Here is a 21,256-nt window from a genome sequence, read left to right as displayed (position 1 = left end):
TATCATTATGTTGCTGTTATCGCGCACTGAAACAACATCAAATTTGACTCAAAACGGTGCAAGCTAAAATCATATCGCACATTTTTGGTGCATCTTGGTGCTATTTAATGACTTTGCCATAGCCCGCTATTGTGATTTTTAGTGAGTTAAGCCGTAACGGCTAACAGCTTAATTTGTTCACAGAGCTTAGCATTGATGGGCGCCGTTAAACCGTGCGCTTGTGCGCGTTCACAGATATAACCATTAATTTGGTCTATCTCGGTTTGCCTTTGATGCGCGACATCTTGGTGCATTGACGAGAAGTTTGCGGCGGTGAGCTGGATAACTTGGTAAATTCTATCGTGCAGTAAAGGTTTATCGAGCGGCACGCCATCTTGTGCTGCAACCATCACTAACTCATCGAGAATACCCTTAATTATTTCGTTAAAATCTGCTTTGGCTAGTGCGCCATTTGGGCATTGATGCAAAGCAGTGAGAGGGTTAATCGCCGCGTTGACGGCTAGTTTTTGCCATAAACAAGGCACTATGGTATCAACCCATTCACTATTGGGTATGGCTGTAAGTATGGCATTGCGATAATGCTCAGCCAGCTCTGTGCCAGTAAAATGTCCCAACTGAGTAAGTCCCTTACCCGTGTGTTTAATCTGCCAACGGGCTTGGCGTAACACGCCTTGCGATGTTGTACCTAGGCTTAGTCCTCGGTTATCTACTTTTTCAATCAGTGGCGCTATGGCTAAGTGAGGCCCCATACCATTGTGGAGTAGTAAAATATGGCATTGACGCGGGAGTTGATTGAGTAACGGCAAAAGGGCATCGATGACTTGATAGGCTTTAACACAAACAACCACAAGACGAAGATGATCAAGTGCATTGGTCGCTACGATGGGGACGCAATAGTCGATTGGTTGGAGTGAGTGGTTAGCCTCGCTTACCACTAATGGTGTAAAACTGAGCGGTTGTGATTGCGAATATTGCTGCGCCTGAGAATCTTGTTGCGATACCGAGCTTTGGGGATGACGGGCGATAAAACCAACATGCTCACCCGCGGCAATCAGTTGGCGACAAATAAGTTGCCCAACGGCGCCAGCACCTAAAATTGCAATATCCACCGCGCGCATATCTGTCAGCCTTAAATTCTTAATATCAGTGGATTAGGTTAATCTTTTCGTAATTGAGCTGCACGAAAGTATTTACCATAACCCCAATGACAAAAGTAGAACAGGGCGATACCGGCAAAATCAGCAATAACATCACCTACTGACGCACTACGATAGGGCAAGCGAGATTGCACCAACTCAATTAAAATGGCATAGATGGCAAGTGTGAGGGATAACCAATACCACTTGGGCTTGAACGCCAGATAGGTGAGATAGGATAGGCAAAAAAAGCTGCCAAGATGGCCTACCTTGTCAATATTCGGAATACTTTGCGAATAGGTTGGTCTGGAAAATACCAGATAACTGATCACGACAACGGCTACGGCTAACACCAGTTTAAATAGGGTATTTTTAGTTATCACAGCGCAGGTTTTATAATACTAAGATAGCGTCATGATAGAAAAATCTGCCACTAATGTCATCCATGTTGCGGCTTTATTCACGGCTTTATCTTCAACTTAGGCCAGTGTATGGGTAAACTAGCGGCATATTAATTTGAAACAGGACATAAAAACTATGCCTTCAATGGATATTGTGTCAGAAGTCAACGAAGTTGAGCTACGTAATGCGGTCGATAACACTAAGCGTGAGCTCGCGACTCGTTTTGATTTTCGCGGTAAAACCGCAGACGTTGAATATAAAGACCACGTGGTGACGTTAACTGCTGAGGATGACTTTCAGTGCCAACAGTTAGTGGATATTTTACGTATGCAACTTAGCAAGCGTAATGTCGATCCATCTTCAATGGATGTTGATGATAAAGCTATTCACAGTGGTAAAACGTTTTCTTTGAAAGTGAAATTTAAAGAAGGCATAGAAACCTTAATCGCTAAAAAACTGGTTAAGCACATCAAGGACAGCAAACTTAAAGTGCAAGCGTCTATTCAAGGCGAAAAAGTGCGAGTAACAGGTAAAAAACGCGATGATTTACAAGCGGTAATGGCATTGGCGCGTGAGTCTGATTTAGGTCAGCCTTTTCAGTTTGATAATTTTAAAGACTAATTTAAGCTGAACTTGGGATAACCCCTGCGTCTCTAACGGTTAATTTAAGTATTTAATACCATAGCGTTTATGGCGCAGTTAAATAAAAAGCCCTCAACTTATCGGTTTGAGGGCTTTTTTATGTGGTTTATTTATCAATTATGGCGCGTGGTTTAGCCTTTAATCTGGCTTTAACTCGCTACTTTTTGTGTCGTCATCGATTAACGAGGCGCTAGAATGCGGTGCATACTTGTTGACTAAGTAGATCAAAAATAATACTGGAAAACCAATAATACTGGCAGCCACAAAGAAGTTAACATAGCCGAATGAATCGACGTAAGCCCCCGAGAAACCAGCAATAAACTTAGGAAACAGCAACATAATTGAGGACAATAAAGCGTACTGTGTTGCACTGTAGCCGTTACTGGTGAGGCTTGATAGATAGGCAATAAACGCGGCGGTAGCGATACCCGCACTAAAGTTGTCTACGGAAATCGCAAAGGTCAAAAAGGGCACGTTATAGCCAATCACCGCTTGCCACGCGAATAACAGATTGGTTACGGCCACCAGTAAGGCGCCAAGGAAAAGAATCTTCATTGTGCCATAACGCGCTAACAGAACGCCGCCGAAGGCTGCGCCAACTAAGGTCATGATAAGACCGTATATTTTACTCAAATAAGCGATTTCTTCTTTAGTGAATCCCATGTCTACATAAAATACGTTCGCCATAATGCCCATGACAATATCTGAGATACGGTAGCAGGATATAAGCAGCAGGATGAGGATAGCGCTGCGACCATAACGTTTGAAAAAATCGATAAAAGGTAAAATGCTGGCCGTATATACCCAAGATATCGCAGCGGCAATAATTTTAGGGTGACGATCGCTTAAGCGCTGCTTTAATGCTAATTCGGTGGCATCGGCGGCGCGGGTATCAACTTCAGGCTCGCGGCTAAACAGTGTGGTTAGAATCCCTACTGACATCAAGCCCGCCATAATCAGATAAGAGGTTTGCCACGCGATTAAATTGTAGGTGGTATTACCCGGTTCGACCCAAGCTGCGATGGTGAGCGCCCCAGCGGTAGCAACAATCATGGCGCTGCGATAACCCACTTGATAGGCAGCTGCTAATGCGGCTTGCATCTTTTGTGGCGCCGATTCAATCCGAAAGGCATCAATGACAATATCTTGAGTGGCGGAAGCAAAGGCAACCATTAACGCGAACAATGCCAAACGTTGGAGATCTTGGAGTGGGTCGCTGAAGGACATTCCTAAAATCGCGCCGACTAATAATAACTGTGCAAAGAGCATCCAGCCTCGACGCCGTCCTAAAAATCGGGTTAATAGTGGCAACGAAAGCCTATCAACCAAAGGCGACCAAGCCCATTTAAATGCATAGGCCAAGGCTATCCAGCTGAAATAACCGATTGAAGTGCGATCAACACCAGCTTCACGTAACCAAAAGGATAGTGTTGAAAAAACCAGCATTAAGGGGAGGCCAGCAGAAAAGCCCAGTAATAACAGGATCAAAACCCGCTTATGATAATAGACACTGAGTGCGTCGAGGGTGCGTTGGATAAAACCTGTTGCGGGCATAGGTATAAGTCTAAGTGTTTAATTCGCCTAGCTTACGGGTAAGGCACTATGTGGTTCAAGTGCTATTGCGATCTAAGACTGGTTTATGACCTATGTGATTGGCATAACATGCAAAGATGGTTAGATGTGACTTGAGGTTTAAGCATATGTTAGTAAGGTTGGCGACTTACTTTGTAAGAAAATGGCCTTGTAAGAAAATAATGGCTTAATCAATTTGACTGACTTAGCCGAAAACGCAATTTTAAGCGGTAGGATATAAAATCGTATTATAAAAAAGGTCCTGCTAACAGGACCTTTTTTATACATGGAGCTTAGGGTCTTATCCCTATACACCCCTGTGGCATTTTGCCGCCTAAACTCAGGTAGTCACAGCAATCATTAACTTGTTTACGTAGATATTGGTTGCCGCGAATCGCATAGTCAGGCCACTGATTAAAACTGTGGAGCAAGTGCCAAAAGACTTTTTCTATTTCTGATTGTGCTTCGCCAGTTGAATTCAGTTGTTGCCATTCTTCTAACGTGTCCCACAAATAAAGCTGAACCTCATGGAAATCAAGTTCACCACTCAAAAACGCTTTTCCGTAACAGGCGAGTTGAGGTGCTTTATTATCGATGAATGCAGTCGTCCTCATCGAGCCTCCTTTCTGTTTGCCATTACAGTATAGAAGCAAAATTAGCGCTTTTACTCAAAATTTAAAATAAATTATTTTTTTGGTAATAATTTAGCTGTTTTCAATATGATAGGTGTCACTGGGACGTCGGGCCAATTCAGCTTCATATTGGTTCCTGTCTCCACTACGGCCATCGCTTCGAGGACGATTTTACCTTCAATGACGTCACCAAATACTGCGTAACCCCAACGACGCTTTGATGGATCAAGTTTAGTGTTGTCGGCAACATTAAAGTAGAACTGGCGTGTGGCTGAATGCGGTTGATTGTCCCGTGCCATCGCGATGGTGCCCATACTATTTGTCAGGCCGTTGCCCGATTCGTTGACTATGGGCTTGCCTGCTGGCAGTTCTTCAAGTTTAGGATTAAGCCCGCCACCTTGTACAACAAAATCGCTGATCACGCGGTGAAATAGGGTGTTGTCGTACTCGCCTTTAACCACATAAGTTAAAAAATTATCTACAGTGATTGGCGCACGAGTTCTATCTAGTTCTACCACTATTTTCCCGAGACTCGTTTCAAATTCGACTCTGGGGTACAAGTTATCAGCTTGAATATCGAGTGCGAGGCTATTAAAACTGATACTGAGAAATAACAGGGCTGATATCAAGCGGAGCATATTAATTTCCTTAAAAACTGGCGCTATTACTGTTGTAGAAACTGATTTAGCTCAGGATCATTTAAAATCTCTCCAGTCAGTTGACCGAGTAGTTTATTCATATCCAGTTCTAAGGTGGCAAAACCGGGAGTTAACGGGCCTTTTAAAACACCTTTGGCTTTATAGCGTTTAACCAGTTCTTGGGTGGAGTTTTTAGCCTGTACGGCAATCACCACACTGTGCTTCGCTTCATAGCCAAAGGTTTTTTTAGTCACATCCATTTGCAGTTCTTCTAATTGGATCTGCACTGCATTGGTGGCACTTGGATCGATTTGGTAGCCAGCTTCAGTAAAGCCTGTACGGAAAACTTCATCAAGTAACAGTTTTGGGGGTTCACTTGGGCCAATTAGACGTGTTTTAGTGCCTTCTTCAATAAAACGGGCCACATAATCGACGCTGCGAGAATCGACTGTTTCCAACGAAATGGGGACGCGTTGCGCTGTTTGTTGGCTGATATTAGGCACTTGAGGGCTGAAAGCCATATGAGTCGGATTTTGGCTGGCACAGCCCGTGAATAGTAGGGGGAAAGTTAAGGTCAGTAATAGCCGCTTCATAGCATCTCTCGTACAAATAAAAGTGGGTACAGCATACCAGAAATCACTTTTGATGCCACAAACCACGGTAATTGCCTAATAATAGGATGCCAAATCTCTTTGGATGATGACTACCGTGTACGGCATGCTGCTATTGAGTTCGAGCAGGTTTACTGAGTATAAAATAAGACCATTCAGCAACAAAATGACAACATTTGAAGCCTGCACCCTTTTAATGCTGATGGCGACAGGTTAGAGTAAAAGTTCGATATATAGGGTGAGCAAACATAAATGTGTCTCATCCTTTTTGTAAGGCCTAGCCATGGTAACGACAGCTACCCAAATCGCCCCAGAGAGTTTAATCAGTCCGAAAGGAATACCTCATTTTGGCCATTTCGATGGCATAGTTAACAGTTTAGGTTTAGCCCATTTTGCCTATTTTGATACTATGGATAAACCCGCTTCTAAGTGGGCGAAACACTTTGATTATAAACAATTTCAATTTATTTCTTTGGTCACTCCGCGTTTTGTCCTTGGAATAGCGCTTGCTGATATTGCCTATGTTGGCAGTGCTTTTTGTTATTTGTATGACATAAAAACTAACTCATTAACTCAGCTCGATTGGCTAAAACCCTTAAGATTAGGTTATAGAATGGCACCATCACCCGCCGCTGGTATCAGTAGCATTGGCCGTAAAGGGGAGCAGTTAAGCTTTGAGATTGTTGAAGGCGCTTGGCGCTTGGTTATCGATACCCCAAATATTCAAGCGGATATCACTTTGCATCCGGCTCCCTTAAGTCTGCCTATGGCCATGTGTACGCCAACCGGATATAACGGTTGGACTTATACCCAAAAGCACAATGGATTGACCGTTAAAGGCCGTTTAACCATAGGCCATGAGCCGCAGCCGTTACATCAAGCTTTAGCAGGCTATGATTTTTCAGCGGGTTATATGCGCCGCGATACCAGTTGGCGCTGGGCATCAATTAATGCGCAGATTGAAGCTGGCATTATGGGACTTAATCTTGCGGCAGGTGTTAATGAAACAGGCGCAACAGAAAATGTGTTTTGGATTAATGGTGAGCGGCACTTACTCGGCCCTGTACAATTTGAATTTGATCGCCATGCCACTTTGGGTACTAAGGTCTGGCGAGTTTACAGCCAGAACGGCCAAGTAGATTTACAGTTTTCGGCGCGCAATTGTCGGCAAGAAAAACGTAATCTATGGGTTATTAAGAGTAATTTCCGTCAGTATTTAGGTCACTTTAGCGGCACTATTATAGATAACCAAGGCCGCTGTTATCAGCTTAATCATGTGCTTGGATTAACAGAAGATCACTATGCCCGCTGGTAACACGCAGTTGTAAATACAGTAATATGCCGCTGATGATGAGTGAAGTCGTCATAAAAACTAAACCTAAACCGGATGAACGTATATGGATATCACTTCGCTGATCCAGCACCCTGAAGTGTTGCTGCTGGTGCTTGCACCGTTGTTTTTCGTATGTATTTTGCTGGAATGGTATGTTGGCGATAAAAAACAAAAACTGCCCTTAAGTGCACGTTATCGCGGCCAAGAAGTGTTGTGTAATTTTAGCTTGGCGGCGATGCACCAGGGGGCTGATTTGCTCACGGGTTTACTTATCGCTAAGTTGTATCTTGCGGTTTTTGGTTGGAGGTTGTTTGATATTGAAATGGGCCCGTTGAGCTTTATAGCTTTAATACTAGCGCAGGACTTTTGTTATTACTGGTTTCATCGGGCAAGTCACCGAGTGCGCTGGATGTGGGCGGCTCACGTGGTGCACCATAGCTCAGAAAATATGAATTTTAGCACTGCGTTTCGTCAGAGTTTGATGTATCCCTTGGCGGGTATGTGGGTGTTTTGGTTACCGCTGGTGGTAATCGGCTTTGACCCCAATTGGGTCATCTTTGTAGTGTTACTGAATCTTGGATTACAATTTTTTGTGCATACCCAAGCGGTTAAATCACTCGGGCCGCTGGAATGGATTTTTAATACGCCGTCACACCATAGGGTGCACCATGGTCGCAACTCTCAATATATAGATAAGAATTATGCCGGAGTACTGATTATTTGGGATAAGTTGTTTGGCACCTTTGAGCCAGAAGTTGAAACCGTGGTTTATGGCATTACTAAGCCGGTGAATAGCTTTAATCCCCTTAAAGTGACGTTTAGCGAATGGCGAGACATGTTTGCTGAGGTAGTGAGGCCAGGATTGAGTGTTAAGCAGCGATTACATATTTTATTAGCTCCACCTGCGAGCAGTTTTAACCGCAAAGAATAACAATCCACTGTATTTTCTAAGTTAAATAGCACAAATGGCTAATGGTGTCTTGAATTTAGCCCTGCTAGCCTACATTTCGTTTTTTGCCAGTATTTGGCTTAAAAATGTACAATCTTGTGCCTTGGTGGTGCTTTTTGTATTAGAAATATTAACTTGGGTGGACTTATCATGATAGATGAACCTCGATTATCAGCAGAGGAGCTTGCTTGTTTCAGTGAGCTATTTTCGTCGACTCGTATGGGCACTATTTTGAATAATGATTCCTTGGTCAATCATTTACTGACAGTGACAACCGAGGTGCCTCAAGTCGTCGCCTCTATTTTAGGTAAAGCAAAACTCACGTTATTAGCCGAAGTTGGCCCTTATAAACTTTGGTTTCCACTGCAAATAAAAGCCGATGACTTTGGCTTGTTTCAACCAACCTTGGGCGTTCCTGAGGTATTAGATGTATCAGGCATCGAGCGCAGTTGGCGTTTAGCCGATGCCGATGATGTGTGGATATTTGATCATGCCCAAGGCGAGCAGTGGCCAGTTGAGTCATTATCTAGCTCAGGCATGGCTATTCGTGCTCAATCTTCGCAGCAATTATTAAGTAGCAAGGATCTGCAATTACAGCTGCCTAATGGAGAAACGATGCGCGTTGATATTAAGCCTATTCGTAGAGAAAAAGGCTTAGCTGTGGTTAAGTTTGAAGCTGAATCAGAAGAGCGTGACGCTCTACGGCAGTTTTTGTTTAATCACCATCGTAGTCAACACGCTAATCTTTATAGCAAATTAAGCTAATCCCGCTATTTAGTGCTTGCACTTATGATCTGATTTTTAGCAACGTGTGCTGTTATGTTATTTACAATATCAAGCCTGCAACGCAGTTGTTGAATCCATTGGTTTAGGCTTTCTCATCTGCGATTGCAGCGCTTTTCCCTGATTGTTACCTGCCAATCTGTCGTCCGATGGATTAGAATAGCGTTGAATTCAAAACAGCAGAGCGAGCCGTATGCACGTACATATTTTAGGCATTTGTGGAACCTTCATGGGTGGTTTAGCGTTATTAGCTAGAGCTAAAGGGCATAGAGTGACTGGCTCAGATGCCAACGTCTATCCTCCAATGAGCACGCAACTTGAAGACCAAGGCATTGAGCTTATTCAAGGTTTTGAACCTAGCCAGCTGGGTGAAACTGGACAATATCCTGACTTAGTGGTGATTGGTAATGCAATGAGCCGTGGTAATCCCTGTGTGGAAGCGGTGTTAAACATTGGCATACCTTATACCTCTGGCCCACAGTTTTTAGCTGACCATATTTTACCTGAACGTTGGGTACTCGCAGTTGCTGGAACGCACGGTAAAACCTCTACATCCAGCATGTTAGCGTGGATTTTAGAAGATTGCGGCTATGAACCCGGTTTCTTAATTGGTGGTGTGCCGCAAAACTTTGGTGTATCGGCGCGTTTAGGCAAAACGGCTTTTTTTGTGGTTGAAGCCGATGAATACGACAGTGCCTTTTTTGATAAGCGTTCAAAGTTTGTACATTATCATCCGCGTACTTTAGTGATCAATAATCTTGAATTTGATCATGCTGATATTTTTGCTGATTTAGCCGCGATTCAAAAACAATTTAATCATCTGGTACGTACGGTTCCTGGTGAAGGTAAAATCATCTGGCCCGCAGATTCTCAAGCAGTTAAACAAACCATTGATATGGGCTGCTGGAGCGAGCAAGAAAACTATCATTTAGCTGAGTCACCCAGCGGCTGGTACGGCAAAGCCTTAAGTGATGATTGCCATCAATTTGAAGTATTTTTTGATGGTGAGTCCCAAGGTATTCTCCAATGGGATTTAATTGGGCAACACAATATTGAAAACGCGATTATGGCCATAGCTGCTGCGCGCCATGTGGGGGTTAAACCTAGCGCTGCAATTGTAGCTTTAGCTAAGTTTATGCCACCTAAACGTCGACTCGAATTACTCGGAACCGTTAAAGGTGTCAGCGTTTATGACGATTTTGCCCATCATCCAACCGCTATCGCAACCACATTAAAAGGAATGCGCGCTAAGGTCGGTCAGAGTAAAATTACCGTAATATTAGAACCACGCTCAAATACCATGAAGAGCGGCGTGCATAAAGATACGCTGGCTTTTTCTATGATGCAGGCCGACGAAGCTTTTTTATATCAAGCAGATAGTATCGATTGGAATATAAAAGAAGCGATGGAAGCCGCAGTGATCCCTGTGACCGTGCTACATCAAATTGATGAATTAGTGGCTAAAGTTGCCGCTAACGCTAAAGCGGGTGACACCATAGTGGTGATGAGTAATGGTGGTTTTGGTGGTGTGCATAAAAAGTTATTGGCGGCATTAGAATTAAACTTATCAGCGGTAGAGCAGGTTAGTTAATATGGCTTATGCAAGATCAACTAAAGCGATTAGCTTAGCGTGGACTGGTGCTTCTGGTGCCCCTTACGGCTTGAAATTACTTGAGTGTTTGTTAGTGTCGGGTTATCAAGTTTTTTTAATGATTTCTAGTGCTGCTCGGGTGGTACTGGCTACTGAGCATGGCTTACAACTTAGCGCCAATAGCGATAAAGCCCATGCACAACTATTAGCTTTATTGCATGAAAAAGGCGTAAGTATCACTGGCGAGTTAGTGGTATTAGGCAAAGATGAATGGTTTTCACCACCGGCGTCAGGTAGCGCCGCACCTAAGCAAATGGTGATTTGTCCTTGCTCGACGGGCACGTTAGCCGCTGTGGCCACCGGAATGAGTAATAATTTACTTGAACGCGCCGCCGATGTGGTACTTAAAGAGCGCGGCCAATTAATCCTAGTGCCAAGGGAAACACCGTTTAGTGCCATACACTTAGAGCATATGTTAAGTCTTTCTCGCCTCGGCGTGACGATTATGCCTGCCGCTCCTGGCTTTTATCACAATCCCCAATCGGTTGAAGATCTGGTAGACTTCATGGTCGCTCGAATTCTCGATCATTTGGGCGTTGACCATGCATTAACGAGTCGCTGGGGTTATGACAAACAGTCTAACCGCGACCTCGACAATTGAGACTTATATGAAACACACCACCGAAGTGATGATCTCTGCAGAAGAGATAAGCCAGAAATTAGATGAACTAGCCGAGCTGATTAATGCTCATTATGCCAACAGTGAGCGTTTGCTGATGGTTGGCCTACTAAAAGGCTCAGTGGTCTTTATGGCTGATTTATGTCGCCGCATTAAAGGCCATGTTGAAATCGATTTTATGTCAGTTTCTAGCTATGGCAATACCATGACCAGCTCACGGGATGTGAAAGTGCTGAAAGATATACAATCCGATATCGCGGGTCGCGATGTGCTGATTGTGGAAGATTTGATTGATTCAGGTAACACCTTAAGTAAAGTGCGCGAAATGCTGTTACTGCGTGAGCCAAAGAGTTTGGCACTGTGTACTTTACTGGATAAACCTGAACGCCGTGAAGTCGATGTGAAGGTTGATTTTATTGGCTTTACGATCCCTGATGAGTTTATTGTCGGCTATGGTATTGATTATGCGGAGCAGTATCGCAATCTACCTTATATCGCCAAAGTCGTGCCACTCGATTAAGTGTCCGATATTGTTTAAAACTCCCGCAGCAGGCGGGAGTTTTACTTTTTGCGCTTATACAAAAGTTAGAATAAATAAGTGAACCATTAAAGGCTAGTTTTTCAATCAATTAGCGAATTTATTTACCTTAGTTCTACAACCCATCATTGCAATTGTGTTTTTTAGCACCATCTTATGACTTTCTTAATATGTAAGGAACGGTACAAATATGGCAGATATTACCCATGCTCTGGTACTCGAAGGGCTTAAAAAAACCTATAAAGGCGGCGTCGAAGCGGTTAAGGGTATTAGTCTAACTGTGAACAAAGGGGATTTTTTTGCTTTACTCGGCCCCAATGGCGCGGGTAAATCAACTACGATTGGGATTATTAGCTCCCTAGTGCAGAAGAGTGCCGGTACGGTCAAAATCTTTGATTATGATATTGATAAACAATTAGAGCATGCAAAGCTGTGCATTGGTTTGGTGCCTCAGGAATTTAACTTCAATCAGTTTGAAACCGTGTTGCAGATTGTTGTGAATCAAGCGGGTTACTATGGAGTGCCTAAATCTGTTGCCCTTGAGCGTGCCAAAAAATACTTAAGCCAACTTGATTTGTGGGAAAAGCGTCACAGTCCATCGCGAGAATTATCCGGCGGCATGAAGCGACGGTTAATGATCGCCCGTGCGTTAATGCACGAACCTAAGCTATTGATTTTAGATGAGCCTACCGCAGGTGTAGATATTGAACTACGCCGTTCTATGTGGGAGTTTCTTAAACAAATCAATCAACAGGGCGTGACGATCATCCTGACCACCCATTACCTCGAAGAAGCGGAAATGCTGTGTCGTAATATTGGCATTATCGATAACGGTATTTTAGTGGAATGCACGAGTATGAAGGCGCTGCTGAGTAAGCTGAATATGGAGACCTTTATCCTTGATCTTCGCCGCGATATTCAAACCGCCCCCATCCTTGATGGCATGGCTTGTCGGTTAACCGACCCACACACCTTAGAGGTGGATGTGGCGAAAGAGCATAATCTTAATGATGTGTTTAGCCAATTAAGCGCGGCCAATGTGGAAGTGTTATCGATGCGTAATAAAGCTAACCGATTAGAAGAACTCTTCGTTGAGTTGGTGAAGAAAACTCAGGAGGCCTCTGTATGAACCAGCTCTACTTTATTGCTTTTAAAAGTATTCTTGCTAAAGAGATTAATCGATTTACCCGTATTTGGCTGCAAACATTAGTGCCGCCAGCAATTACCATGACCTTGTACTTTTTGATTTTTGGTAATTTAGTCGGTAGCCGCATTGGTGAGATGGGCGGTGTAACGTATATGGAGTTTATCGCTCCAGGCTTAATCATGATGTCGGTGATCACTAACTCTTACTCTAACGTCGCCAGTTCTTTCTATAGTGCTAAGTTTCAGCGTAATTTAGAAGAATTACTGGTTGCGCCAGTACCCCATTATGTACTGATTGCAGGTTATGTGGGCGGCGGCGTAGCCCGCGGTTTATGTGTCGGTTTAATCGTGACATTAGTGGCGATGTTCTTTGTCGATATTAGCTTACATCACGTAGGGCTTGTGGTTATGACGGTGTTCCTAACCTCAGTATTGTTTTCATTAGGTGGCTTAATTAATGCGATTTATGCCAAAAGTTTTGACGATATCAGTATCATCCCAACTTTTATACTTACGCCATTAACCTATCTTGGCGGTGTATTTTATTCGCTATCTCTCTTGCCATCATTCTGGCAAGGCGTATCGGCACTTAACCCTATAGTTTATATGATCAACGTGTTTCGCTATGGTTTTTTAGGCTTTGCAGATATTAGCGTGCCGCTCTCAATCGGCATCATGGTTGGTTTTTGTATTGCACTGTGGACGTTAGCTTATTATCTGGTTTCACGTGGGATAGGGCTTAAGGTTTAGTGTTGGTGTCTTAAACCTATAAAAAAACGCCCAACTCCGTGTGGAGTTGGGCGTTTTTTATTGAGAGTATTCGCTTAAGTACAAAGAGGGCTGCAAACTAAGCTAATTTGCTCTGTAAATTAGTCCTGCGAGTTTCTCGGGCGACTTGCGCCATTATTTGGACGACGAGTATTTTTCTTCGGGCCATTAGCGTAAGGATTGTCACCTGCTTGGCTACGATTCTCACCTGAGCTAGAACGGCCTTCACTCGGGCGACTAGCGCCTGAACTATTTGCACGACCATCGTTTGCACGTGGTGGGCGTGCTTGAGTATCGGCGCGTGGCGCACTCGTAGCATCATTGCTGTGTCGTGGGTTTTTATCGTTTGGTTTATGACCGCGCGCTACGTCACCACTGCGTTGACCATCTTTATGTTCAACACTTCTTTGGGCGCCCTCGCGTGAGGTTGATGGCGTTGAGCTGCGGCTATTTCGACGAGTCGCTACTGCTTTATTGTTACTTTTTCCACCACTACCTAAACGTGATTCAGGTAATACATGGTGGAAGCCTTCAACCATTTCACGATCTAACACGCGATTGATCAAACGCTCAATATCGTTCAGTAGTTTAATTTCTTCGTTACTGACCAGTGATACCGCTTGACCCGATGCACCTGCGCGGCCAGTACGGCCGATGCGATGCACATAATCTTCTGGCACGTTTGGTAAGTCAAAGTTAACCACTTGTGGTAATTGATCAATGTCCAAACCACGGGCAGCGATATCGGTCGCAACCAATACGCGGGCTTGGCCATTTTTAAAGTCAGCCAAGGCTTTAGTACGCGCGGTTTGGCTCTTGTTTCCATGAATTGCAGCGGCTTTAATGCCAGCATCTTCAAGGCTTTTCGCCAAACGGTTAGCACCATGTTTAGTGCGCGAAAATACTAACACTTGTTGCCAATCGTGTTGTTTGATCAGTTGGATCAACAACGCTGATTTTTGGCTCTTATCAACAGGGCAAATCCACTGTTTGACTGTGGTCGCCGCCGCGTTGCGTGGTGTGACCGAGATTTCGACCGGATTGTTGACTAAGCCTTTTGCCAGCTCGCGAATTTCATCGGAGAAGGTGGCTGAGAACATCAGGTTTTGGCGTTGCTTAGGTAAAATGGCCAGAATCTTACGGATGTCGCGGATAAAGCCCATGTCGAGCATGCGATCGGCTTCATCTAACACTAAGATTTCAAGCTGGCTAAATTTCACCGCTTTTTGATTGTACAGATCCATTAATCGACCCGGGGTTGCGACTAAAATATCAACACCGTGGCGCAATTTAGCGATTTGTGGATTGATAGGCACGCCACCAAATATCACCGCCGAACGCAGTGGTAAGTTCTTACCATAGGTTTCGACACTTTCAGCAACCTGAGCCGCCAGTTCGCGAGTCGGTGTTAACACTAATGCGCGCACTTGGCCTGCTTGAGCGCGCATACCTTTACTCAGGAGTTCGAGCATAGGCAGAGTGAAACCTGCTGTTTTACCTGTTCCTGTTTGGGCGGCCGCCATCACATCTTTGCCTTCAAGCACAGCGGGAATAGCTTGAGCTTGGATTGGCGAAGGTGTGTCGTAGCCTTGTTCGGCAACGGCTTTAAGTATCGGGGCCGATAAGCCCAGGGAGGTAAAACTCATAGATTGGTCTCTTGTGGCAACGCTTTGCTGCATTTATGGTCTGTTGCCAGGTCTGCTGGCGGGCGTGCAGCTTACAGGATTAGGCCCTTAAGTGCCATCAAATATGGACTTTTACAGCAGTTTTCATTCAGATTGGCACACAAATAGCTTGTCAGACTATTGAAGAGAGATTGGTTAACCTTTTCAGCATAAGTAGGATGGCGCAACTTAGTGGCTAAATATATGTCATAGATTAATCAGACGGACTATTACCAGTAATTTGTGCGGTATTACATCCGCCTTTTTTATCTATTTAGGGGTGATAATGGACTATTTTTTAACATGTTACATAAGTGAACGTTAGATCACTTCGTCCTGATTAGATTGGTATAAAATGAATGCTATTAATCTATCGCACTTAACACCGTTTTATAGCTGATATAACTTAAGAATCCGTCAGTGTATGCTTGCGATAGCGAGGATGTTTATTTTAAGGTAAACCATCTTCGTAAACGGTTAACTACCTCTTTAATAGGTGAATTATGACAGCCATACAGCATATTGAACGCCTTGCTCGTGGACGCAGCGAACAGGCCGTTGCTGTGATTAAAAATGTGCAACAGATGTCAAATATCCCTATGCATGAGATGCAGCTCGCGCTCAAGCAGTTACTCCATTGCGGCCGAATCGCGCTGCATTTCCATCCGGATAAAATTGATAGCCGTGGCATGACAGTCGCTGAAGGTTTACTGCGTGATGGCCAATACCGCAGTCAGTTTGAAACGCATATTTCTAATGGTCAGTTGTCACCTGAGTTAGGTGGCCCGCGAGATCATTGGGAAAATCAGCTTTTTGGTCATGCTTATAAAGGCACTAAATCACGGCCTAAGTATGGTGCACTTGATCTGGGCATGTGGCAGGATGGCCCAGCGCCCCGTTTTGGCAGTTGCTATTTACTGACAAAAACAGATGTGCTGGCACGCGCAACTTTTAGTTATCTTGATTCGTACCGTAACCCCAAAGAAAAGGGCACATTATCCTGTTTTGATGACATTTTAGCGGCGCTGTTAACCGAGAGTTTTGAGCGTCATTACGCTTTAGGTAAATCAGATTTTAAGCCATTGAATGTAGTCCAGTATATGGCGCATCAACTCAATGCTTCTTTGTTATCACGTTTTGAGCGACCTTTATCAAATAATCTTGATCATTATATTGAAGCGCAGATCCACGGCGATGTATTGCTTAGCGAGGATATTGCCATGTTGGTCGCTGATCCCAGCTTTAAGGGAACGGATATTGGTTCAACCTTAAGTAATGTGTGCGATAAATACGATATCGAGCTGCAATACCACAACGGTTTTAGTTTGCACACGGCGCAAATTCCGAGCGATTTTCGTGGTCCGACTATGCCATCGCTGGCGAGTCGTATCGCAATAGACGATAAGGTCGATGCCCATGCTATTGGCGTGGCTACGCGGGATTTATACCATTCGCCGCAGCATTGGCGCGAACGCGGTAATCGCGCTCAAGTCGCCCACGAACTTAAGTTGCTCTGGCATGTGCTAGTGAAATACGGCGCGGTGCAGTAAGGGCTAAGCCATTTAAAAATCCTTTAATGGTAAGATTTAGCTCTAACAAAAACAGCGAGCAACTTAAAGTTAACTCGCTGTTTTTTTTATGTTTTATATGTTATTACTGGTTTCAAGGTCGTCCTAGCAACCGGTATCAACTTTTTTATAGGTGGGAACACCAGTCGTTTCCCATTTGTAACTGATGTAGCAATTGGTTGCTTCGACTTGAGCTTGATTTGGCGTGGCAAGGTTTAGTTTTTGTTTTGGCGCGGCAATAACTTCATAGGTGCCGCTAGTAGTGTGAATGCGGTAGGACCATTCATTAACATTGAGCCCTGCAGCCTTAAAAATTTCTGGCGCAGTAGTGTAAGTATCGCTTGGGGTTATACCGCTGGTGCTAGCTGCCCAAGGTTGGTAGTTTTCACCACGAATATCGTCGTAAACGACTCGATTGGTGGTACCGCTGTTAGCAATTTCAGATTTCGCTTTGAATAAAGTGACGGCGGATTTCATCGATGCAAATGCTCCAGATAACTGACTTTTATAGGCATCTGATTGTAAATTGATGAATTTAGGAGCTGCAACTATGGCTAATATTCCTAGAATAATAATGACCACAATGAGTTCAATTAGGGTGAAACCGGCATTTTTATTTGGCATAGGTAGCAGGTACTTAATATAAAGAGCTTAATGCTATCGAAGTTTTGGCTATCAGGCTAGTGCTAGGGAAAGTTCCGTTAACTCAGGTATTTTTTTATCTTTAGCGCGTTTCTGTGAGTCTGCTAGCAAAAGTCTGTGGGAGGGTTTCATCTGCTGTAGATGCCTGCGATACTGCGTCCCTATCGAAACGTTTTCGCGGTTACAAGTACTTTAACTCAGTCGTTATCGGTATACATTTCTGCTATTCATCGCTTAATTTTTTTCTTGTTGGAGCACCATGGATAAGTCGTTAGAAAAATCCCTTCTTGTTTGGCTAAAAATACAAAAAAGAGCCTGTGGCTTGTTCCTTAAGTTGTCATTATGGCTGGGCATGCTAAGCGCTATCGCTATGGTGGCGCAGGCGTACCTGATTGCGACGATTCTTGATGGTGTCATTCTTGGCGGAAAGTTCATAAATAGCGAAGCTATAGCCGATAGCGGTACTCAGTCTTTAACGGTTAATATCGCCGCTTTTATGCCACATTTTATTGGTTTAATTGCGTTAATGTTGTTGCGCGCATTACTTGCCTATGGGCGTGAACGCGCTAGTTTTGAGGCGGGTAAACGCCTACGAGGTCATATCCGCTCAGCAGTAATGGACAAGCTGATTAAGCTTGGGCCTGCGTTTATTAAAGGTAAGCCCGCCGGTAGTTGGGCCAGCATAGTGTTAGAGCAAGTTGAAGACTTACAGGACTTTTATGCCAGATATCTTCCGCAAGTGAGTCTGGCTGGTTTTATCCCAATGTTGATTTTGGCCGCTGTATTTCCCCTCAACTGGGCAGCAGGATTAATTTTATTGCTCACCGCGCCATTGATTCCTCTGTTTATGATTTTAGTTGGCATGGGCGCTGCTGATGCTAACCGTAACAACTTCAATGCACTGGCCAGGTTGAGTGGTCATTTTATGGATAGATTAAAGGGCTTAAGCACCCTAAAACTATTCCACCGTGGCGATGCTGAACTTAACGTCATAGCCACGGCTTCGGAAGAGTTTCGCAGCCGTACTATGTCGGTACTACGGCTCGCATTTTTAAGCTCGGCGGTATTAGAGTTTTTTGCGGCGGTGTCGATTGCGGTGTTAGCGGTGTATTTTGGTTTTAGTTATTTAGGTAACTTAGATTTTGGCTACTATGGCGCTCATGCCAATATCAGCGCGAGTGCCGATCCTGAACTGGGTGGAATTCCTTTTAGTTTGTTTACTGGGTTGTTTATTCTCATCTTAGCCCCTGAGTTTTATCAACCACTGCGGGATATGGGCACTCATTATCACGCTAAAGCACAGGCCATTGGCGCAGCAGAGGCCTTGATTACCTTGCTTGAATATCCTGAGCCCGAGTTTGCGGGAACAATCCGTATTGATAGCATCCAGACGCTCCGCGCTGATAATCTTGAAGTATTCAGTGTAGATGGCACGCGTTTATTAGGCCCATTGAGTTTTGATGTCCAAAATGGTGAACATTTAGCTTTGGTTGGCCCAAGTGGCGCGGGTAAAACCAGCTTGCTTAATACGTTACTGGGGTTTTTACCCTACAAAGGTCATTTATTGATTAATGGCCATGAGTTATCTGCAATCGACTTACCCCACTGGCGGCAACACTTAGCTTGGCTTGGACAAGAACCGCAGTTATTTCACGGCACAGTGCGTGATAACGTTGCCTTAGCCAATCAAGCGATGCCAGAAGATAAGATTTGGCAGTTGTTAACTGCGGCCAATATAGCCGAGTTTATTAAAGCGCAACCATTGGGTTTGGACTCGCCGATTGGGGAGCAATCTTCAGGGTTGTCCGTTGGCCAAGCCCAGCGTATTGCGCTAGCAAGGGCGCTTGGACAGCAGGCAAGTTTATTTGTACTTGATGAGCCTACTGCGAGTTTAGATAGCCAGAGTGAGCAAGCGGTAAGCGCAGCCTTAAACACTGCGATGGCTGGCAAGATGTGCATTATGGTGACTCACAGATTAGATAAGCTCGATGAAATGGACAGCATTCTCGTGCTTGATAAAGGCTCGATAGTGCAGCGCGGCAACTTTACCACTTTATCTAACACGCCAGGGTTATTTCAAACGCTATTGCGGGAGAATGTTGAATCTGTGGCGGATATTGAACTTGCACCGTTATCAAACACTAGCTTGGTTGATTCCACGCTCGATATTGCCGCAGATATCACTCAAGGAGACCGCCAATGAAAGTGCTGATCCCCTTTATTAGATTGTTTTCGCGCCAATGGCTCATGATGTCCGTGGGCTTATTGTTGACCATTATTACCCTCATCACAGGTATAGGTTTGCTGTCACTTTCGGGCTGGTTTCTTTCTGCTACTGCGGTAGCGGGTTTAGCGATAGTCACAGCACAAACATTTAACTTTTTTACGCCCGCGGGCGGGGTACGATTTTTCTCAATAGCGCGCACCGCCAGTCGTTACGGTGAGCGTTTAGCCACCCATGAAGCAACCTTTAAACTACTGACCGAGCTGCGCGTTTGGGCGTGGCGTAAGTTGTTACCGCTCAGTGCTAAAAACCTACAAGGGTTACGCCGTGGCGACATGCTCAATCGCTTAGTTGCCGATATTGATACCCTTGATCATCTCTATCTTCGTCTGCTCACGCCAATGGCGGCATCATTATTGATGACGGGGCTGTTGTATCTGTTCCTCGCTTGGTTTGATGCCAAGCTTGCCCTGAGTCTTTGCCTGTTCTTAGTGGCGGTTTGGTTAGTGATGCCATTACTATTTTATCGACTGGGACACACGCCAAGCCGCACGATGCTCGAAACAAAACGCCAGTATCGGGTGCAATTATTAGATGTGTTGCAAGGCCAAGCCGAGCTGAGCTTATTTGGTGCTAACGACAGATTTAGGCAAAGACTGAATGAGGCAGAGGCTAGTTTGTTCAAAAGCCAAAGTGCGATGGCCAATATTACCGCGCTTAGCCAAGCCATGTTGATTATATCAACGGGTTCAGCCTTGATTATGATGCTGTATTTAGCCGCTCAAGGGGTAGGCGATGCAGTGCCGCCAGGGCCTATGTTTGCGCTTATGGTGTTTGCCACAATGGCCTGCGTTGAAATGATGATGCCGATTGCGGGCGCGTTTCAGCATTTGTCTGGCTGCGTGCTCGCGGCGACGCGGATTAATGAAATTATTGAACAAGAGGCCGATATTCAATTTATGACCGATACAGGCTTAAGAGCCAAATCGGGGGCGCTGTTGATTGAAGATATCCATTTTGGCTATCGTGAAGGGCAAAGTGTGCTGCAAGGGTTGTCCCTTGAAATCAAAGCCGGAGAAAAAGTTGCGCTACTTGGGCCAACGGGTTGCGGTAAGTCGAGCTTATTGGCGCTCATTACCCGTGAATGGCAGGCGCAGCAAGGACTTATCAAGCTCGATGGTCATGCACTTTCAGACTATAGCGAGCGCGGTCTGCGTGAGGCGATTACTGTGGTGAGCCAACGGATTTATCTGTTTGCAGGCACCTTGCGTGAAAACTTAGTATTGGCTTTACCGGTTGTTGAAGGTGAAAAACGCACCGCCCATGATGCGCGTTTGATTGAAGTGCTGCAAAGAGTCGGGCTTAGCGCCTTACTTACCGGTGATAAACCGCTGGAGCTATGGATTGGTGAAGGCGGGCGGCAGCTTTCAGGCGGCGAGCAGCGCCGTATTGGTGTCGCGCGAGCCTTGTTGCGTGATGCGCCATTGCTCTTGCTCGATGAGCCCACCGAAGGCTTAGATAAGCGCACTGAGCGAGAAATTTTAAGTTTACTATTTGAGTTTGCTAAAGATAAAACCTTATTGATGATCAGCCACCGTTTGACGGCAATGGCGAAGATGGATCAAATTCACTTGCTGCAAGAGGGCAAAATTAATGCCTCTGGCAATCATCAAATTTTGATGGCAAACAATAAAGAGTACCAAACCTTATATCAAAGGCTTGCATAAGTTTTTATACA

General features: G+C 44.7%; 20 protein-coding genes. 12 read left to right on the top strand and 8 right to left on the bottom strand.

Annotation, left to right across the window (positions count from 1 at the left end):
- Positions 1–146 precede the first annotated feature (146 nt).
- Together BW947_RS06815 and BW947_RS06810 are read right to left on the bottom strand one after the other, a co-directional pair.
- Entirely contained in the window at positions 147–1,118 is a 972-nt protein-coding gene (locus BW947_RS06815; RefSeq protein ID WP_076497834.1) for a ketopantoate reductase family protein, read from the bottom strand.
- A gap of 38 nt (positions 1,119–1,156) precedes the next feature.
- Entirely contained in the window at positions 1,157–1,519 is a 363-nt protein-coding gene (locus BW947_RS06810; protein ID WP_076497832.1) for a VanZ family protein, read from the bottom strand.
- Between the two features lie 154 nt (positions 1,520–1,673).
- Here BW947_RS06810 and BW947_RS06805 point away from each other — a divergent pair, with 154 nt between their 5' ends.
- Positions 1,674–2,159 (top strand): YajQ family cyclic di-GMP-binding protein, encoded by a 486-nt coding sequence (locus tag BW947_RS06805; RefSeq protein ID WP_076497830.1) that lies wholly within the window; start codon positions 1,674–1,676, stop codon positions 2,157–2,159.
- A gap of 159 nt (positions 2,160–2,318) precedes the next feature.
- On the opposite strand, the gene BW947_RS06800 is transcribed toward BW947_RS06805, so the two are convergent.
- The 4 genes from BW947_RS06800 to BW947_RS06785 form a co-directional block, all read right to left on the bottom strand.
- Positions 2,319–3,734 carry an AmpG family muropeptide MFS transporter gene (locus BW947_RS06800; protein WP_076497828.1) on the bottom strand — a complete coding sequence of 472 codons (1,416 nt, stop codon included), beginning with the start codon at positions 3,732–3,734 and terminating at the stop codon, positions 2,319–2,321.
- A 311-nt stretch (positions 3,735–4,045) separates the two neighbouring features.
- Positions 4,046–4,366 (bottom strand): hypothetical protein, encoded by a 321-nt coding sequence (locus tag BW947_RS06795; RefSeq protein ID WP_076497826.1) that lies wholly within the window; start codon positions 4,364–4,366, stop codon positions 4,046–4,048.
- Between the two features lie 71 nt (positions 4,367–4,437).
- The gene (locus tag BW947_RS06790) at positions 4,438–5,022 is read right to left on the bottom strand and encodes a peptidylprolyl isomerase (RefSeq protein WP_076497824.1); all 585 of its coding nucleotides are present in this window, start codon (positions 5,020–5,022) and stop codon (positions 4,438–4,440) included.
- 26 nt (positions 5,023–5,048) lie between these two features.
- Positions 5,049–5,615 carry a YajG family lipoprotein gene (locus tag BW947_RS06785; RefSeq protein WP_076497822.1) on the bottom strand — a complete coding sequence of 189 codons (567 nt, stop codon included), beginning with the start codon at positions 5,613–5,615 and terminating at the stop codon, positions 5,049–5,051.
- 301 nt (positions 5,616–5,916) lie between these two features.
- Between BW947_RS06785 and BW947_RS06780 the strand changes: the two genes are divergently transcribed.
- From BW947_RS06780 to BW947_RS06745, 8 genes are all read left to right on the top strand, one after another.
- Complete coding sequence (locus BW947_RS06780; protein WP_076497820.1) at positions 5,917–6,948, top strand: DUF2804 domain-containing protein; 1,032 nt, start codon at positions 5,917–5,919, stop codon at positions 6,946–6,948.
- A gap of 82 nt (positions 6,949–7,030) precedes the next feature.
- Positions 7,031–7,897, top strand: coding sequence for a sterol desaturase family protein (locus BW947_RS06775; RefSeq protein WP_076497818.1), 867 nt, complete (start codon positions 7,031–7,033; stop codon positions 7,895–7,897).
- 168 nt (positions 7,898–8,065) lie between these two features.
- Positions 8,066–8,680 carry a hypothetical protein gene (locus BW947_RS06770; protein WP_076497816.1) on the top strand — a complete coding sequence of 205 codons (615 nt, stop codon included), beginning with the start codon at positions 8,066–8,068 and terminating at the stop codon, positions 8,678–8,680.
- A 211-nt stretch (positions 8,681–8,891) separates the two neighbouring features.
- Positions 8,892–10,289: a UDP-N-acetylmuramate:L-alanyl-gamma-D-glutamyl-meso-diaminopimelate ligase gene (gene mpl / locus BW947_RS06765; RefSeq protein ID WP_076497814.1), complete on the top strand. Its 1,398-nt coding sequence runs from the start codon at positions 8,892–8,894 to the stop codon at positions 10,287–10,289.
- A 1-nt stretch (position 10,290) separates the two neighbouring features.
- Entirely contained in the window at positions 10,291–10,950 is a 660-nt protein-coding gene (locus BW947_RS06760; protein WP_076497812.1) for a flavin prenyltransferase UbiX, read from the top strand.
- 7 nt (positions 10,951–10,957) lie between these two features.
- Positions 10,958–11,488, top strand: coding sequence for a hypoxanthine phosphoribosyltransferase (hpt, locus tag BW947_RS06755; protein ID WP_076497809.1), 531 nt, complete (start codon positions 10,958–10,960; stop codon positions 11,486–11,488).
- A 208-nt stretch (positions 11,489–11,696) separates the two neighbouring features.
- Entirely contained in the window at positions 11,697–12,635 is a 939-nt protein-coding gene (locus tag BW947_RS06750; protein ID WP_076497807.1) for an ABC transporter ATP-binding protein, read from the top strand.
- Positions 12,632–13,402, top strand: coding sequence for an ABC transporter permease (locus tag BW947_RS06745; protein WP_076497805.1), 771 nt, complete (start codon positions 12,632–12,634; stop codon positions 13,400–13,402). The genes BW947_RS06750 and BW947_RS06745 overlap by 4 nt, the downstream gene beginning before the upstream one ends.
- Before the next feature lie 119 nt (positions 13,403–13,521).
- Here BW947_RS06745 and BW947_RS06740 read toward each other — a convergent pair whose 3' ends face one another.
- Positions 13,522–15,066, bottom strand: a complete 1,545-nt coding sequence (locus BW947_RS06740; protein WP_076497803.1) for a DEAD/DEAH box helicase — start codon at positions 15,064–15,066, stop codon at positions 13,522–13,524.
- Positions 15,067–15,587: 521 nt separating this feature from the next.
- Here BW947_RS06740 and BW947_RS06735 point away from each other — a divergent pair.
- Positions 15,588–16,634, top strand: a complete 1,047-nt coding sequence (locus BW947_RS06735; RefSeq protein ID WP_076497801.1) for a DUF3626 domain-containing protein — start codon at positions 15,588–15,590, stop codon at positions 16,632–16,634.
- 123 nt (positions 16,635–16,757) lie between these two features.
- On the opposite strand, the gene BW947_RS06730 is transcribed toward BW947_RS06735, so the two are convergent.
- Positions 16,758–17,276: a prepilin-type N-terminal cleavage/methylation domain-containing protein gene (locus BW947_RS06730; protein ID WP_076497799.1), complete on the bottom strand. Its 519-nt coding sequence runs from the start codon at positions 17,274–17,276 to the stop codon at positions 16,758–16,760.
- Between the two features lie 277 nt (positions 17,277–17,553).
- Here BW947_RS06730 and cydD point away from each other — a divergent pair, with 277 nt between their 5' ends.
- Both cydD and cydC read left to right on the top strand, forming a co-directional pair.
- Positions 17,554–19,497 carry a heme ABC transporter permease/ATP-binding protein CydD gene (gene cydD, locus BW947_RS06725; protein ID WP_076497797.1) on the top strand — a complete coding sequence of 648 codons (1,944 nt, stop codon included), beginning with the start codon at positions 17,554–17,556 and terminating at the stop codon, positions 19,495–19,497.
- Positions 19,494–21,245, top strand: coding sequence for a heme ABC transporter ATP-binding protein/permease CydC (gene cydC, locus BW947_RS06720; RefSeq protein ID WP_076497795.1), 1,752 nt, complete (start codon positions 19,494–19,496; stop codon positions 21,243–21,245). Before cydD ends, cydC begins: the two co-directional genes overlap by 4 nt.
- Positions 21,246–21,256: the final 11 nt, after the last annotated feature.

Source organism: Shewanella morhuae (genome assembly GCF_900156405.1).
In the GTDB taxonomy this organism is placed as follows: domain Bacteria; phylum Pseudomonadota; class Gammaproteobacteria; order Enterobacterales; family Shewanellaceae; genus Shewanella; species Shewanella morhuae.
The sequence above is the reverse complement of the archived record's forward strand: the minus strand, read 5'-3'. Positions and strand labels throughout refer to the sequence as shown.